The 15,916-nt window shown below is 32.2% G+C and carries 16 protein-coding genes; 4 read left to right on the top strand and 12 right to left on the bottom strand.

Going from position 1 to position 15,916, the window contains the following annotated elements; translation table 11 throughout:
• Positions 1-95 precede the first annotated feature (95 nt).
• A complete protein-coding gene (locus tag IGL23_RS00910) occupies positions 96-1,103 on the bottom strand; it encodes a substrate-binding domain-containing protein (protein ID WP_002356164.1) in 1,008 nt (335 codons plus the stop codon).
• A gap of 141 nt (positions 1,104-1,244) precedes the next feature.
• Here IGL23_RS00910 and add point away from each other — a divergent pair, with 141 nt between their 5' ends.
• Positions 1,245-2,276 carry an adenosine deaminase gene (add, locus tag IGL23_RS00905; protein WP_033594613.1) on the top strand — a complete coding sequence of 344 codons (1,032 nt, stop codon included), beginning with the start codon at positions 1,245-1,247 and terminating at the stop codon, positions 2,274-2,276.
• A 32-nt stretch (positions 2,277-2,308) separates the two neighbouring features.
• On the opposite strand, the gene IGL23_RS00900 is transcribed toward add, so the two are convergent.
• Both IGL23_RS00900 and IGL23_RS00895 read right to left on the bottom strand, forming a co-directional pair.
• A complete protein-coding gene (locus IGL23_RS00900) occupies positions 2,309-2,917 on the bottom strand; it encodes a class I SAM-dependent methyltransferase (RefSeq protein WP_002356162.1) in 609 nt (202 codons plus the stop codon).
• Between the two features lie 14 nt (positions 2,918-2,931).
• Positions 2,932-3,519, bottom strand: a complete 588-nt coding sequence (locus tag IGL23_RS00895) for an SGNH/GDSL hydrolase family protein (protein WP_033594611.1) — start codon at positions 3,517-3,519, stop codon at positions 2,932-2,934.
• Positions 3,520-3,673: 154 nt separating this feature from the next.
• Between IGL23_RS00895 and coaA the strand changes: the two genes are divergently transcribed.
• Both coaA and guaA read left to right on the top strand, forming a co-directional pair.
• Positions 3,674-4,597, top strand: a complete 924-nt coding sequence (gene coaA / locus IGL23_RS00890; protein ID WP_002356160.1) for a type I pantothenate kinase — start codon at positions 3,674-3,676, stop codon at positions 4,595-4,597.
• A 311-nt stretch (positions 4,598-4,908) separates the two neighbouring features.
• Positions 4,909-6,471, top strand: a complete 1,563-nt coding sequence (gene guaA / locus IGL23_RS00885; RefSeq protein ID WP_002356158.1) for a glutamine-hydrolyzing GMP synthase — start codon at positions 4,909-4,911, stop codon at positions 6,469-6,471.
• A gap of 747 nt (positions 6,472-7,218) precedes the next feature.
• Here guaA and IGL23_RS00880 read toward each other — a convergent pair.
• The 9 genes from IGL23_RS00880 to IGL23_RS00840 form a co-directional block, all read right to left on the bottom strand.
• Entirely contained in the window at positions 7,219-7,809 is a 591-nt protein-coding gene (locus IGL23_RS00880) for an ATP-binding cassette domain-containing protein (protein ID WP_002405758.1), read from the bottom strand.
• Complete coding sequence (locus IGL23_RS00875; RefSeq protein WP_033594609.1) at positions 7,796-8,476, bottom strand: hypothetical protein; 681 nt, start codon at positions 8,474-8,476, stop codon at positions 7,796-7,798. Before IGL23_RS00875 ends, IGL23_RS00880 begins: the two co-directional genes overlap by 14 nt.
• Positions 8,477-8,488: 12 nt before the next feature.
• Positions 8,489-9,532 carry a YcaO-like family protein gene (locus tag IGL23_RS00870; RefSeq protein WP_010774390.1) on the bottom strand — a complete coding sequence of 348 codons (1,044 nt, stop codon included), beginning with the start codon at positions 9,530-9,532 and terminating at the stop codon, positions 8,489-8,491.
• Positions 9,533-9,549: 17 nt separating this feature from the next.
• Entirely contained in the window at positions 9,550-10,527 is a 978-nt protein-coding gene (locus tag IGL23_RS00865; RefSeq protein ID WP_002405756.1) for a hypothetical protein, read from the bottom strand.
• Positions 10,511-11,167 carry a hypothetical protein gene (locus tag IGL23_RS00860; protein ID WP_002379876.1) on the bottom strand — a complete coding sequence of 219 codons (657 nt, stop codon included), beginning with the start codon at positions 11,165-11,167 and terminating at the stop codon, positions 10,511-10,513. The genes IGL23_RS00865 and IGL23_RS00860 overlap by 17 nt, the downstream gene beginning before the upstream one ends.
• Positions 11,160-11,990 carry an McbB family protein gene (locus tag IGL23_RS00855; protein ID WP_002379875.1) on the bottom strand — a complete coding sequence of 277 codons (831 nt, stop codon included), beginning with the start codon at positions 11,988-11,990 and terminating at the stop codon, positions 11,160-11,162. The genes IGL23_RS00860 and IGL23_RS00855 overlap by 8 nt, the downstream gene beginning before the upstream one ends.
• Before the next feature lie 64 nt (positions 11,991-12,054).
• Positions 12,055-12,255 carry a hypothetical protein gene (locus IGL23_RS00850; protein ID WP_002405754.1) on the bottom strand — a complete coding sequence of 67 codons (201 nt, stop codon included), beginning with the start codon at positions 12,253-12,255 and terminating at the stop codon, positions 12,055-12,057.
• Between the two features lie 454 nt (positions 12,256-12,709).
• A complete protein-coding gene (locus IGL23_RS00845) occupies positions 12,710-13,819 on the bottom strand; it encodes a hypothetical protein (RefSeq protein WP_010774774.1) in 1,110 nt (369 codons plus the stop codon).
• Positions 13,809-14,747 (bottom strand): hypothetical protein, encoded by a 939-nt coding sequence (locus IGL23_RS00840; protein ID WP_002405751.1) that lies wholly within the window; start codon positions 14,745-14,747, stop codon positions 13,809-13,811. The genes IGL23_RS00845 and IGL23_RS00840 overlap by 11 nt, the downstream gene beginning before the upstream one ends.
• A 754-nt stretch (positions 14,748-15,501) precedes the next feature.
• Between IGL23_RS00840 and IGL23_RS00835 the strand changes: the two genes are divergently transcribed.
• Positions 15,502-15,831 (top strand): hypothetical protein, encoded by a 330-nt coding sequence (locus tag IGL23_RS00835; RefSeq protein ID WP_033594606.1) that lies wholly within the window; start codon positions 15,502-15,504, stop codon positions 15,829-15,831.
• Positions 15,832-15,916 lie beyond the last annotated feature (85 nt).

The raw sequence follows: 15,916 nt of genomic DNA, 5'->3' as shown, positions 1-15,916 counted from the left end.
TCGTTCAGCTTTAAACCATTTAGTAAACCAGTTTACTATTATTTTTTTCTTGTGAAAACGCAAACAACACGAACATTCTATTTCTAAGCTGTTTTTTAAATCGGTTTTGTGCTTTTTCTAGCAATAAACGTCGCATCAAAAACTTTATTGGGAACTTTCCCTGTTGGATCTGCAATAGCTTCCACCAAAAATTTTGCTGCATAATAGCCAATATCAAAACTCGGCTGATAGACGGTTGTTAAACTCGGCACCAAATATTCGGAAATTTCCAAGCCATCAAAACCAACCACCGAAATATCGTCAGGAATTTTCTTGCCCGCTTCTTCAATGGCTTGATAAGCTCCCATCGCCATTTCATCATTACCACAAAAAATTGCTGTGATTTCTTCATTTTTCAAAACTTCTTTCGCCGCAGCATAGCCGCCATGCAAGTTCAATTCCCCAGCACAAACATAATGCGGACGAAAAGGTAAATTGTTGTCCTGTAACGCATGCTGATACGCCGTCACTCGTTCCGTCAAACGATAATAGCCGGCACTTTCACGCAACATGCCAATATGCTGATGCCCTTGTTGAATCAAATGATGGACCGCTTGATAAGCACCTTCGTACTCTTTAACGATTAATCGTCCACTATCTCGTGGATTAATCCCACGATCGACAAGAATGACAGGAATCGGATGTTCTCGTCGGTCTTTTAAAATATGATTTTCTGGCAAAACATTCGGCGTGGCAAAAATAATGCCATCCACCGACCGATGAATCAACTCGCTAACATATTGCATCGCTTGCTCGGAATCATGCTTTGAATTGCATAACAAAATCATGTAGCCTAACGAATTTAAATATGTTTCCACACCTTCAATCACTTTTGAGAAAAAGAAATCCGTCACATCTGGCACAATCATACCAATGGTTTTGGAATGACGGTTGATTACATTCGAAGCAAAGTAATCTGGTTTGTAATGATTTTCAGCGACTACCGCCAACACCTTGTTGCGGGTTTTTTCACTGAAACGACTCCCTTTATTATTCAGAATTTGTGAGACGGTTGTGACAGAAACACCAGCCATATCAGCAATTTCTTTAATCGTTAGTTTCATCGCGCCCCTCCCAACGTCTCCTTTTGCATTGACAGACATTTGTAGACGTGTTACAGTCTTCAAAATACTTATCGAATCTTTTACATTTTAACAAAAAAAAGACAAAAGAAATAGACTAAAAAGATTAAAAAACAAAAGAAAATGGAGGCTATTTTTTTCATGGAAGAATCCCGTGTCCGTCAATTACCAAAAATCGAGCTGCACTGTCACTTAGATGGGTCGATTCGACCAACAACTTTACGCACCATTGCTGAAAAACAAAACATTCCATTACCCCAAGACGAACAAGCCTTGAAAGAGTTAGTGGTTGCCCCTGAAAAATGCACCGATTTGAATGATTATTTAACTCGGTTTGACTTTGTGCTAACCTGTCTACAAACGGCCGAAGCTTTGCAAGCAGCGGCGTATGACGTGATTAGCCAAGCTGCCGAAGATGGCGTGGCTTACATAGAGGTGCGTTTTGCGCCTTCGCAACATACAGAAAAAGGCTTACGGTTACCTGAAATCGTGACTGCTGTTTTAACTGGCTTAAAACAAGGCGAAGAAGATTTTGGTGTAAAAAGCAATGCACTGTTATGCGGCATGCGGCATGACCAACAACAAGCCATAGAAAAAATCGTTCACTTAGCGCATGATTTCAGAGAGACAGGCGTTGTCGGCTTTGATTTAGCTGGCAATGAAGTCGATTTTCCTCCATACACATTTGAAGACGTATTAGCTTTAGCCAACCAATTGTCAATTCCATTAACACTCCACGCTGGGGAATGCGGCTGTGGCAAAAATGTCGCTGATGCTGTCACTTTAGGTGCTACTCGGATTGGTCACGGTATTGCTTTGAAAGATACACCCGAATACTTGGCGCTCTTAAAAGAAAAAAAGGTTCTTTTAGAAATGTGTCCAACTAGCAACTTCCAAACAGGCACCGTCAAAACATTGGCTGAATACCCTTTTCAACAATTTATAGAGGCTGGCTTAGCCGTCTGCGTCAATACCGATAATCGCACTGTTTCAGATACTACGTTAACGAAAGAATTCATGAAATTGGCCACTTGGTATCAATTAAGTTATGACGAAATGAAGCAACTCACTAAAAATGCGCTTGCAGGTGCTTTTTTATCGCCAGACGAAAAAAAACTGTTGAACCAAAAAATTGATCAAGCGTATCTATTCTAAAAAAGAACCGCCACTAAAGTGGCGGTTCTTTTTTACTCTGCTTCTTTAACACTTCGTAAAATATAATAGCCTTTGTCTTTTGTCACAATTTCAACATTGCCAAATACTTCAGCCATTTTCTTTTCTGCACTAGGTGCACCTTGTTTCTTTTGAATAACTACCGTTAGTGTACCACCAACTTTCAATAACGGAAAAGCCCCTGTTAAAATGCCATGGACAACTTTTTTGCCTGCACGAATGGGCGGATTGCTAACAATCGCCGCGTAGGTCGTTTCGTTTAAGGTTTCATACACATTGGAAGAATGGATATCCACAGTAGTAATTTGGTTACGTTGGGCGTTCATTTGAGCTAGCCCAACTGCCCGTTGGTTGACATCCACCATTTCCACCAGTCGACCAGTCGCCGCTGCTAAGGACAACCCAATTGGTCCATAGCCACAACCAACATCTAACAAACGGCCTGCTGGTAAATTTTCCCATTCAAAGGCATCAATCAACACACGAGAACCATAATCCACTGTTCCTCTTGAGAAGACCCCGCTATCGGTCGTAAACTGAAAGGTCCGACCACGTAATGGAAAAGACCAGCTTTCTAAATCATGTGCTAATTCTGGATTTTCTGTATAATAATGATTCGCCATTTTGTTCTTCCTATCTATGCTTGTTTTGGTTTTAGTCTACCTTTTATTTCTCGAACAATCAAGGCACCTAATAATTCATAGCCCACTTGTGAAAAATGCAAACCATCTGCTTGTAAAAATTCATCCGTTCCAGGATAAACAGTCATCGCTTTATACAAATCAATAACTGGCAAGTTATGTGCCGCTCCGACTTCTTGTGCAACCTTGACCAATTCCTTGATACGCGTTTGTGGCCGTTCTGGACGTCTGCCACTATCCGCATATGGTGGCGTAATTAAAATTACCTTTTCTGAACCAATTTCGTGAATCATTGTTTCAAGGTTTTCTCTAAACGTGGCTACTGTTAAATTTCGATCCAGTGACGCATCATTGGCGCCAAAGAAAATCACCACTTCATCAGGTTTCTCAATTAGTACTTCTTTATTTAATCGTTTTAAACCATCCTCTGTTGTATCGCCAGGCATTCCAGCATTAATAACAGCCACTTCTTCTAGACCCATCGCAGCAATATCCCGTTTCACTAAGTCAACAAGAACAGGTGAGACGGCTTCGTCTAAATAACCAGCAGTAATGCTATCACCAAATAATACAATTTTTCTCATGGCTTTTCCCCTCTTTTCTAACAGTTTTCTCTTTTCATGATACCATTTTCATCATAAATTGGCGAAGAAGGGAATTCTTTTGTAAAATCCTGTGTTTCCCTTGTGAAATTATGGTAAAATGTACAAAGATTGAACAGGGTTTGGTGGAGGAACAATGGACGATAAAATGAATTACTACCCAATTTCCAGAGAAGAATGGCATGGGTTTTATCATGACGGCAAAGCACCGTTAACCGAAGCAGAATTGGATAACATTAAAAGTGTGAACGACCAAATTTCACTAAAAGATGTACAAGAAATTTATGTACCCTTAACGCATCTTATTCATTTATACATGAAAGAATTTGAATCGCTAACACTTAGCAAAGGATTATTCCTACATGAATATGTCTCTGTACCACCATTCATCATTGGAATTGCCGGCAGTGTCGCCGTTGGTAAAAGCACCACCGCTCGTCTTTTGCAAAGAATTCTGGCCCGAACGTTTAAACGAAGAAACGTTCAACTCATTACAACGGATGGATTTTTGTATCCCAATAAAGTGTTAGAAGAACAAGGAATTATGGACCGAAAAGGGTTTCCTGAAAGTTATGACATGGAGAAGCTAATTAATTTCTTAAACGAAGTCAAAAGCGGCAAAGACGAAATTAAAGCACCCGTCTATTCTCACAGTGTCTACGATGTTATCGAAGGCGAATATGAGTTGATTCAACAACCAGATATTCTGATTGTTGAAGGCATTAACACCTTACAGTTACCCGCCAATCAACAAATTTATGTGAGTGATTTTTTTGATTTTTCTATTTTTGTGGATGCCGATCCAGCCTTAATTGAAAAATGGTACCTAGAACGTTTTGGGGCCTTATTAGATACGGCTTTCTTAGATCCTAATAATTATTATTACCAATATGCAATTGGCAAACGAGAAGATGCTTTCGCCATGGCACGGAATGTTTGGAAAACCGTGAACTTACCGAACTTGGAGGAATATATCTTGCCAACGCGCGGACGTGCGGACATTATTTTGCATAAAACGGAAAATCATTTGATTGACCAAATCTATCTACGTAAATATTAAGGGTTGACGAGCTAAGAAATATCCTGTATCTTTTGTAGAAATATCCTTGAAAATTTTCAGCAGAATGCATGACTTTCAAGGAGTAAAATGTTTTAATAAGTATAGCTAGACAAAGAAGAGTACGGAACAAAAGTGAACCACTTTTTAACCGCCTGATTCTCGGCTGTTTAAAAATAGCCCCTGCGGAATTAAGCCAAAATTTTCTAAAAATCGTAAAACAATTTTTGAAAATCCTTTCTTAATTCTTGGTGCTGACCACTTTTTAACCGCCTTTTCTTTAGATAAATTTAAATGGATAAGGGGTAATAGACGTGACTAACGTTGCCGATTTGACATCTGTCGAAAAAATTATTGTTTTAGACTTTGGTAGTCAGTTTAACCAATTGATTACTCGTCGTATTCGTGAATTTGGCGTATTCTCTGAGTTATTAAGCCACCGAACTACGGCAGAAGAAATTCGCAAAATCGCGCCTAAAGGAATCATCTTCTCAGGTGGACCAAACAGCGTGTATGACAAAGATGCTTTTAGCATTGATCCAGAAATTTATGAGTTAGGAATTCCCATTCTTGGCATCTGCTACGGTATGCAATTAATGACTCATAACTTAGGCGGAAAAGTAGAACCTGCCGCAAACCGTGAATACGGAAAAGCAGAATTAGAAATCCTTGGTGATGCGACATTATTCCAAGGAACACCTGCGAAACAAACCGTTTGGATGAGCCACGGTGATTTAGTAACAGAAATCGCTCCTGGATTCGAAAAAGTTGGGACAAGCAACGATTGTCCAATCGCTTCTATCGAAGATGCCAACCGCAAATTCTACGGCGTACAATTTCATCCAGAGGTTCGTCATTCAGAATATGGTAACGACTTATTGCGTCACTTTGCTTTTGATGTGTGTGGCTGTACTGGTGACTGGAGCATGGAAAACTTCATCGATATGGAAGTCGCTAAAATCCGTGAACAAGTAGGCGATAAAAAAGTCTTACTTGGTTTATCAGGTGGCGTTGACTCAAGTGTTGTCGGCGTGCTTTTACAAAAAGCCATTGGCGACCAATTAACTTGTATCTTCGTTGACCATGGATTATTACGTAAAGGTGAAGCAGAACAAGTAATGGAAAGTTTAGGCGGTAAATTTGGCTTAAACATTATTAAAGTAGATGCAAAAGAACGCTTCTTAAGCAAATTAGCAGGCGTTTCTGACCCTGAACAAAAACGTAAAATCATCGGTAACGAATTTGTGTATGTTTTTGATGACGAAGCAACTAAACTTGCTGGGGAAGAAGGCGTTTCATTCCTAGCACAAGGAACTCTTTACACAGACGTCATCGAATCTGGTACAGAAACTGCGCAAACAATTAAATCACATCACAACGTTGGTGGTCTTCCTGAAGACATGCAATTTGAATTAATTGAACCTTTAAATACATTATTCAAAGACGAAGTTCGTGCCTTAGGAACTGAACTTGGCATGCCTGATGCAATCGTTTGGCGCCAACCATTCCCAGGACCAGGATTAGGTATTCGTGTGCTTGGTGAAATTACAGAAGATAAATTACAAATCGTTCGTGATTCAGATGCTATCCTACGTGAAGAAATCGCAGCAGCTGGCTTAGATCGTGACATTTGGCAGTACTTTACTGTCTTACCTGGCATCCGCTCAGTAGGCGTTATGGGCGATGGCCGTACCTACGATTACACAGTCGGTATCCGTGCTGTGACTTCTATCGACGGCATGACCGCTGACTTTGCCCGTATCCCTTGGGATGTTTTACAAAAAATCTCTGTGCGCATCGTGAACGAAGTTGCACATGTAAACCGTATCGTGTACGATATTACTTCAAAACCACCTGCAACTGTGGAGTGGGAATAACACCCAACCCGCTAGAAAACCTATTTTATAGGTTTTCTAGCGGGTTTTCTTTTGCGTTATCACACTTTTATCACACTTTATTTTTTTACTCCTTTAGTGAATTGATTGGTAACCTCCGATGCCATATTTTGTTTAGTAAACTCCACATTAACTATTTCCCTTCAATTCATTAACTATTTCAGATTCAGAGTAATAAAATCTATTGTCTCCTTACCATTTTCAAATATTGAATAAGCTGATGCTTCCATTCTCCCTCTTCTTGCATCTTTTTATTTCAATCCATCATATATTCTTAATTGCCTTACTAGCAAATTAATTTTTTTCCATTATTATAATTCCCTTTCTCCAAAATTAGGCTTTTTTAAATTAAAAATGATCGTTTTAAAATACCCCTAAAACAATTAAAAACTCTAATTAACACAACTGTCATCTATAAGTCATGCACAACAAACCCTAAATTTTTAGTCGCTTCCATATTCATATTAAATTACTAAGTCTGATCAACTATATAAAAAAGCAATAACTGATAACGCAATAGCTAACAATCACTGCTTTTTGAACTTGTTTACTGTGCAAACAAAGAATATTTAAACTCAGTATTCTCAATACATTTCAACAGAAACTACTATACAAAGCCATAACTATTTTTATATCTATTATAAATTAAACTACGCTCTAAATTTGTTACAATACACTCTCTTATCATAACGTTTTGAATATTCTAAATAATAAAAAAGCTTCTTATTTTTATATTTCAAAAACCCTGCTAACTGATTGTAATACTACTTCATCTTCTTCATGAGTAGTTAAAATAATTCCCTTACCTTCTGATATCTTAATATCTATAATCTTATATAACATTTTTTTTCTTTTCTTATCTATAAAAGCAAATGGTTCATCTAAAATATACCATTCCCTTTCTAAAGACATCAAAATAAGAGCATACAGGAATTTTTTTTCCCCTCCTGAAAGCATACCCCATTGTTTTTTTAGCAACTTATCAACATCTTCACGCTTTAAAATTTTATCGCTTAACTGATAAAAAGATTGAATACTTTTCTTTCCGTCTAAACCATAACTAAATTTTAAAAAATCCATTCCTGACAAACGATCAGAAAAATATATGTTTTGATTAATATATATGATACTTTCATTCCCCTTAATTACATTTCTTTTTACCTTTTTTATTCCTGAAATGTAATCTAATAATAAGGTTTTTCCGTTACCATTATCTCCAAGAAATAGGTTGTACTCTTTTAAAATATTCATATTTATTTTCTTATCTACATAAGGAATATTTAAATCTTTTATTTCAATCATAGCGTTACCTTCTTTCATTTGAAATTGGTTCAAATTTTACTATCGAATACATACTAATAAGAACTAAAAATATAGAAATTGTAACATATTTTAAAACATCCTCATTCTTATGATCAATCAAAACATTAGATAAAATTGATAGCGGGTTATATTTATTTAACTCTATATTCGTATTTAACAATATAAATAAACCAAAAATTAGCATTGTAAATATTGAATTTATAGTATTTGCATGCACTTTTTTTACTAGAGTTAAATTGTAACTAACAAACGCAACTGGTAAACATGCTATAATAGTAATAAAACTATATAAAAAAAGACGAAAAAACGATAGTGGTAGTAAAATGATCACAATTAAATTAAGTAAGTTTACACTGATAAAGCTGAACATAATTTGCGTCAATAGATTGCCTAAAAAAAATGCCCAAGGTGAATTATTTATTGAAAATATTGTTTTTAAACTTCCGTATTCTTTCAACTGTAATGCATAAACTCCCACTCCATAAACATAGGAACAAACAATAATATATACCCACCAATATGCCAATTCCCACTCATTTGTTACATTTCTATAATTCATAAAAAAAGTAATTACAGGCAAGGCAATTGACCACAGTAAAGGGATCTTATCTTTTAATAACATTTTAATATTAAACACCGCATATGATTTAACTGGAATAAACATTTTCACTCCTCCTTATGGAAATGGTAACAGTTCTGAAAAATCTTTTCTTTTTAATTTTAGTATATTCTCTACATTTAATATTATTTCTTGTGAAAAATTTCTTGGTGCCATATTAGGAAACCACTTTGGATCAAACACCTTCACTACTTTCACATTCTCAGCATGATTATTTTCAAACATTGCAATATATGGTGACATATTAAGAGAATTGCTTGTACTTTTGATAATAATTGTATGACTAACTTTTTCTATTTCCTCTTCATTATCCACAGTTATAAGTTCACTACCTTCTAGATATGCATATAACTCTTTAACTTCTTCTGGTCTCAACCTGTCAAAATAGTCATGGTAAATATCTTTATTGTCAATTACTACTTCAGATCTTTGACTAACCTGTCCTTCTTTATATTTTGAATATGATGTAGCAAAATATTGTAATATTTCTTTTTGTGATTTTATTACTGCTTTTCTCGCTGATTGACTAGTTCCCAAACCCACTGCTTTGTATTTTTCACCATACCCAACGGCAAGTACTACGTAAAGGTTCTTACTTAAAGATATATTATAATATTTGACATTGTCTAAATAATTAGTCAAATATCTGTCTATTTTTTTTATTTCTTCTATCTTATCTATGTTTAATTGCTGAGCCTTAGTATGAAACAAGAAGTTAGTAATATAGCTCTGTCTTTCAAAGAATTCTTTATATGCTGTCCATATTAATGGCTTTGATTTTTTATGCGAGGCCATACCCGAAGAATCCACAAAACTATTTTTAAACAAAATCATATCAAGATTGACTTGTTTAATGCTTCCATCAATTAAATTCGTGGCAATAACCGTATGCTCTTTTGGTGAATTTTCGTTGATGAGTGTTTCTCGCTCCAAATACTCTCCTATAGTCGAAAGAATATGCTGCCTTTTATTCTTTAAATCAACCTCATAGGCTTTGATAGGTCTTTTAGAATATTTTTCTATATATACGTTATAGTGATGTGACATAAATAAGTCCTCATTTAAAACAAAATTCACCTTATTTCTTAAAAAACCTTTCAAAAGTATTCTCCTTTCTATCATTGGATAGGACAATCAACAGAGTAATCAATTAAGTATCTTTTAGTAATCTCTTTATCTTTTTGTCTTTCAATATTTATCTTAATTGGTAAAGAATTTAGTAACTGTTTGGATATACATTTTATTGTTTTAACTCCTCTATTTATGTCATCTCCAATTACGGATACCTCAACATTGTCAATCCAATCAGCAGTTTTAATATATTTCGTGGCTTGTATAGAATCTTTTGTAATAACTTTGTATGTTTCATCCATAAACTTTACTTTTTCAAAAATTTGTTTATGCAATTTATCAGAAAATTTATTTGCTTTTGCTAAGGGATTATTAAAAGTTTGCCACTCTATTCCCTTAGCTTCTTTCAAGGCCAAAATTAGAGATTGTTCTATAGTAATACTACAACATACACCTGAGGTTAGTAATTTCCCTTCTAAAAACCCCATCACGATCACTGTTGAATAATTACTAAGTTCACGAACTACATAAATTTTAAACATATTTGAAATAAAATTATATTCATTAATTAAGTCATGAATTTCTTTATCTTGTGTTAACTTTTCCCCTTTCAAACCATACCAAAAACAAAAAACTTCATTTTTCTCAATCAATTCTGTTAGTGCCTTTTGGATTATTACTTCTGAAAGTTTTCCAGATGAAGTTCCTGTCGTATCATTAAATCCAAACTCATGATTTCCATATCCAAATTCTGAATATTTTCTGCTACTTACAATATTTTTTTCTAAATTTACAGAAGAAATAGTTTTATTTGTACTTAATGGTACCCCTAAGAAAAGTCTTTCTAAATATTCATTATAACTTTTAATAAGTGATAACTGTTTATTTTCATCAACTGAGAAAGCACTACCTGCTGTCGTTCCTTGCTTAATCTTGACACGTGAAAAATTTACATATCCAATATTTATACTTGATAAAAACATACCACTTTTCACACCGTAGGAACTTTTATTCGTAAATAGCATCAGTTAACACCTCTAAAATTAAAGTTTCCATTAACAAACATTTTCTCAAGTTTATACCTAATCCATTTGTCAGTTGTTGCTCTGGTACTAGCATTTCATTTATTATTATGTTTTTTTCTTTACTAATCGCTAATTGACTGCTTTTAGAAACGTAACCAATTTCTTTTATACCATTTGTGTACGCCTTTTTTCTATATAAACAAATTGCATCCTCTATGTTTAAAAAAAAAGCTAACACTAGTTTATCATTTACTATTTCTCTAACCTTAGTTACATCCGTTTCATATAGAATCAAAAAATTATTTTTAAAATCGAAAGAATAACAGCCAGCATTTACATTCCCTATTTTTTTTGTTATGGCTAGTATTGGCATACTAACTTTATATATAAAGGAAGCATAATTTTTTTGTAAATCACTAGCTAACGTTTTTACAAAAACAGGCAACTCATCAAAAGGATATGCCGCTAACCTAATATCCGAGTATTTCACATTATAGAGACCTAAAACATCGTTCAATTCATCTAAATTATTTTCTTCTACTTGTTTATTCACTACCCTTTGTTGATATTTTAACGTATCAATTAAATATGCTTCATCTAATAGTACATTCTTATATTCATTCCAATAATAATCACTCATAGCAATCACAATACCCCCAATGATAAGCAATATCTTTTGTAACTAAATGATTATTTAAATCAATAGATAAAACTTCATCTAAGTCACATTTCATTAAATCGCTATCCAAATTCCTCATTATGGTATAAACTATCGTAAAATAATCATCCTTTTGCAACGGGTATTCTATAGCAAAATTTTGTGATTTTGTATAAAGTAAATCTATAATTGTCTGAAAATTAGCTGTATCAGAAGTTATTTCTCCTCTTAATTGGCTTTCTAGTTCAGAAAAAAAACATATTGGACATGGATTGTACCATTCCCTTTTATAGAAATTCGAAAAATAAATATGATGATTATAGCTAAAAATTATTTTAATGACTACATTCTTTTCCTTAGCTATATTTACAATATTTTCATATTCTTTAAAATTGAAAGCCTTTAAAAATACTATAAGCAATTTACCATCCATATTTTTAGATTCTAAGTGGGAAATACTGCTCTGATGACTAATTATAAATTTTTCGGAAAATACGTAATCGAATAATTCAGAAAATTCAGAATCATCGGTATATACCAAAACCTCATTAATCTTGTTATTTTCTATATCAAGCTTTTTAATTAATTTATTTTCTTCTAAAAAGACCAGTACATTATTAATCATGTTACTTCTAAAATAATTGGATAATAGAGATTCCTCAAAATTTATTACTTCATTTTTTTCTAAATCTTTTAACATTCTAACTAAATTTTTATTAGTAATAATTATCGACGATAGTTTTGTTTGAAAGAATGTTTCTTTTTCACTAAGATCATGCCATATAAAAGGGTTTACTTTATACATTTTTTCACTCCTTTTTACTTGATTATGTAAAGAGGTAAGTGCGTCCACTTACCTTATGAAGTTTCTATTCTTCTAATCCTGTGGCACCCCCACAACAACAGCAGCAACAACAACAGCAGCCACCGCCACCGCCGCCACCACCGCCGCCGCCTTTAGAGACAGTAATGTTCTCAACAACAGAACCATATCCAAACCCATATAATTCAGGCTCTTCATTAATTGCAGTTGGGGTTTTTTGTGACACTAAAATTTCTTCAACATTCATTTTAATACACCTCCGTTATAATTTTATCAATATTGATAAAATTATTTTACCATTACGTAATTATTTTTCAAGGAAAAACTCATCTTTTTTTAATAAAAAAACATGTTTTTGTATTGAAAATTCTAAAAATTCTTGCTTAGACAATAAAAATAAAAAAATTAATAACAAAAAAATATCATTAATTTTTGTATCAATGGAAATTCGAACAACCATAATTTAAAAATAGTTATTTTATTACCATGAAATTATAATGTAAAATGCATATTCCCATATTTTTAAATTTCAGCTATTTTATAAAAATTATGAATACCTCATTCACAGCATTTAATAACAAAACATATTTAAACATTCAAAAAGCAATAACTGTTAACACAAGAGCTGACAATCATTGCTTAACTTATTATAAATTGTATATACAAAAAAATATCAGTTTTTTTCTCTTTGAAAAAATACCCTAAAGAAAACACACAAAGAATCTCAAAGCTAAAATTCCTAAAAAAGTATAAAAAATAGATTGATATAACTTAGGTATTTCCGGTTCTTTAATATGATTAGAAAAATCTTTTTTATCAAAATACAACTGTTTTATATATAGATCTTTTAATTTTTCATATTCTGATTTAAGTTCAGATGTTTCTTTTATAAAAAGTAACCAAATAACTATTAAAGACAATATAAAAATAAGTAAAATTAATAAGCTTTTCTCTGATTTAGAAAATAAAATTTTTTTCCACAAATTGTCTCCATCAACACTTTTTAACTCATCATATATATAGAGAGCCACTGCAGAACACCAACCAAGAAATTTTAAGTGAAGCGCTTGATAACTTTCTTGCTTTTCCTTACTCAATTTTAAAAAGTCATCTTTCAACAAGTTTACTTGAGAAAAGTATTTATCTGTTTCTTCTTTTATAATTCTATTAAATGCAGAATCAGCACTACATAAGTCTCTATTAGATAAATCAAACGACTTTTTCCTAATTATCAGCTCCCGAATTATCTTTAATCTTGTTTGTATATTGTCTTCATTTTTTATGATCCAAAGATAAGTATCATATAAATTCAACACCTTAATATCGCAGTAATTAATATCCATTTTAAACTCTTTGTCATCACATCTAACCTTAAAATTAAAAATATTATTTTTATAATTCGTAATATTAGATAGAAACAATAATATATATATTGATTGGATAAATTTAACTTTATCGGTTTGTTCATAATTTGTAAAATGTTGTATAGATATACCTAATTTTTCCTTCTGCAAGCCATTTATATTATTCTCCCTGATAACATTACTGAATTGAAGAACGTCTTTCGAATAATCAAGTACTTTTTCTATCTTATTATTTTTGTAAATTTTTAAATTATTATCAAAAACTTTTTTTTTAAATTTATCTATAATTTTCGAAAAGTTGTTACACTTATCTATATATGCTTCTTCATAGAATAATAATGAAGGCGTGTTATATATTTGTCTGTCTTCTACATAATCTTGCAGTTCTTCAGGCCACGCACTCGAAAATTGAAAAGCGGTATCTATAAATTCCCCTCTAATTTCCATCAGTTAACTCCTTAGGTAAATTATTTACAAATTTTTCAGAAACAGATAATATTATTTTTCCGTCTTCGTATTCTATTCCCTGTCTCCTGATTAACTTTTCATAATTATCAGTCCATATTTTTGTATCCTCTGATACAAAAATTTCTTTATGATAACGTTTTTTTATAGCTTTTTTTGAAATTTCAAAACCAGTATCAATATTTTTTGAAGACTCTGAGTAGACTAAATTCAATTCTGTATCTCTAATTAAACTTTTTTCTACTAATAACTCTTTTAATTGTGTCTTATCAAAACTTTCATTTTTAAAAATATAATTTTCTGTAGCTTCTTTTATTTCCTGTAAATTGCCTTTTGAAGATATATTTTCTGAAAATAGTTTATTTTCTTTTAGTAAATCAATTAAGTCAATTGAATTTTGGTACGAATCCCTATTTAATGAAAGTTTTAAAAAATCTTCTCTCCAGTATTTTGCAATAGTTTTATTTCGATCAATAACGACTACTTTATTTAAATTTCCGTCGAAAATACATCCCTTATAATAATTTGCTTCAGTAGAAAATGATGTTTTCATCTCATAATTTTTTTCTTTATCAACAACCTCAATATTCTCTAATTTTAATAAAATTAATTGCTCATCTTCTTTTTTTATGAATAAATTTCCTTTTGTAATTTGCTTATTTCTAGTCCCATCTTTCTTTAGTTCTGCCCCTCTCAAACTCTCGGCAAATTCATACATATTAAAAATTGTTTTTGAATTCATATATTTGTTCAAAATAGAATCTTCTCTCGCACTACAATCAATTCTTAAATGATCTGCATTTTCTGAAGAAAATATTTTTTGAAAAACTTTTTTTATATTCTGAATATCTTTTTTTTCTAGTTTCTCTTCATACGCATCTTCACTAATATCAAAGACCTTTATTTCCACTCAGCTTTCTCTCCTTTTATTATAAATCCAATGTTAGAATTTATAATATTTCATTTACCTTATTACTTTATGGTTAGTTTATCACGAATAAAGTTTAAGATAAAATGCATATTCCCATATTTTCGTATATCAGTTAATATAGTCCTTACTGTACTATATTTCCTACAAATAAGTTAACGATATCTATAAAACAAGTACAGCATTTACTGAAAAAAATATTTTTTTTAAATGACTAGTATATATTTAAAAAGAAATAACTACTAACACAAGGGCTAACAATTATTGCTTTTTAAACTTATTTATTATGAAAATAAATCCAATTGAAACCAGTATTCTCAATACATTGAAACAGAAACAACTACCTACAACCATAATTACTGTATATTTCACTTATCATTACAATCGAAATATACAGTAATTTCAAATTGTCAAAAAACCAAAAAAGAATAATATTCAAATTAATGACAAAAATAAGTTCAGATAAATTTTAGTTACTACCATATATTTTCCAACAAAAATTTATCACAGTTCTATCACAGTATATATCATTTTAAGCTATATTTTAGTAATTCAACTAAGCTTAAATCTTGATACACAAGCAAAAGAAATTCAAACTATTCTTTCTACTACAGAGTGGGAATAACAATCAACCCGCTAGAAAACCTATTTTATAGGTGTTTCTAGCGGGTTTTCTTTTGTGTTATCACACTTTGCTCCACCGCCCTCAAAGTCCTATAATTTAATCATAAGAATAGTGGCTATTAATAAAATTCATCAATTAAAAGGAAGCGATTTCAACATGTCAAAAGCAACTTTTCTTAAGTATGGTTTTATTGTCCTCTTCATAGGAATTTTTTTACTTCGTGCCCAAAAATTTATTTCTGAACCCCTTTCGTACCTTTTTTCGGGTATTCTTTTGCTTATTGTTGCGTATTTAATACTCGTGAAAAAAATGAACTTTTTCTCAAGTTTGCTCACTGTTACCGATCAACCTTCTTCTACCCAACAACGATTAGGTCAACTTTCTGGTCTTGTCAGTTTATTGATTGGTTTACTTCTGGTAATTTTTTCAGTCATTTTATAGACACTTTTTCACTATTGTTCTTATAAAAACAAGACGTTCTTGTTTGGCCTTTGACGTTGTCGTATACTATAAATAATAAATAAGC

The sequence above is a fragment of the Enterococcus sp. MSG3299 genome (genome assembly GCF_050555765.1).
Lineage (GTDB): Bacteria > Bacillota > Bacilli > Lactobacillales > Enterococcaceae > Enterococcus > Enterococcus faecalis.
Note: the sequence above shows the minus strand (reverse complement) of the source record. Positions and strands in the feature narration are given on the sequence as shown.

What these genes read in the sequence shown, in the direction of transcription:
- IGL23_RS00860 (WP_002379876.1), bottom strand. Translation starts at nt 11,167, where the DNA reads ATGAGTGATTATTATTGGAATGAATATAAGAATGTACTATTAGATGAA.
- IGL23_RS00865 (WP_002405756.1), bottom strand. Translation starts at nt 10,527, where the DNA reads ATGCTATTTACGAATAAAAGTTCCTACGGTGTGAAAAGTGGTATGTTT.
- IGL23_RS00845 (WP_010774774.1), bottom strand. Translation starts at nt 13,819, where the DNA reads ATGGAAATTAGAGGGGAATTTATAGATACCGCTTTTCAATTTTCGAGT.
- IGL23_RS00910 (WP_002356164.1), bottom strand. Translation starts at nt 1,103, where the DNA reads ATGAAACTAACGATTAAAGAAATTGCTGATATGGCTGGTGTTTCTGTC.
- IGL23_RS00880 (WP_002405758.1), bottom strand. Translation starts at nt 7,809, where the DNA reads ATGAAAGAAGGTAACGCTATGATTGAAATAAAAGATTTAAATATTCCT.
- add (WP_033594613.1), top strand. Translation starts at nt 1,245, where the DNA reads ATGGAGGCTATTTTTTTCATGGAAGAATCCCGTGTCCGTCAATTACCA.
- IGL23_RS00900 (WP_002356162.1), bottom strand. Translation starts at nt 2,917, where the DNA reads ATGGCGAATCATTATTATACAGAAAATCCAGAATTAGCACATGATTTA.
- IGL23_RS00875 (WP_033594609.1), bottom strand. Translation starts at nt 8,476, where the DNA reads ATGTTTATTCCAGTTAAATCATATGCGGTGTTTAATATTAAAATGTTA.
- IGL23_RS00895 (WP_033594611.1), bottom strand. Translation starts at nt 3,519, where the DNA reads ATGAGAAAAATTGTATTATTTGGTGATAGCATTACTGCTGGTTATTTA.
- IGL23_RS00855 (WP_002379875.1), bottom strand. Translation starts at nt 11,990, where the DNA reads ATGTATAAAGTAAACCCTTTTATATGGCATGATCTTAGTGAAAAAGAA.
- IGL23_RS00850 (WP_002405754.1), bottom strand. Translation starts at nt 12,255, where the DNA reads ATGAATGTTGAAGAAATTTTAGTGTCACAAAAAACCCCAACTGCAATT.
- coaA (WP_002356160.1), top strand. Translation starts at nt 3,674, where the DNA reads ATGGACGATAAAATGAATTACTACCCAATTTCCAGAGAAGAATGGCAT.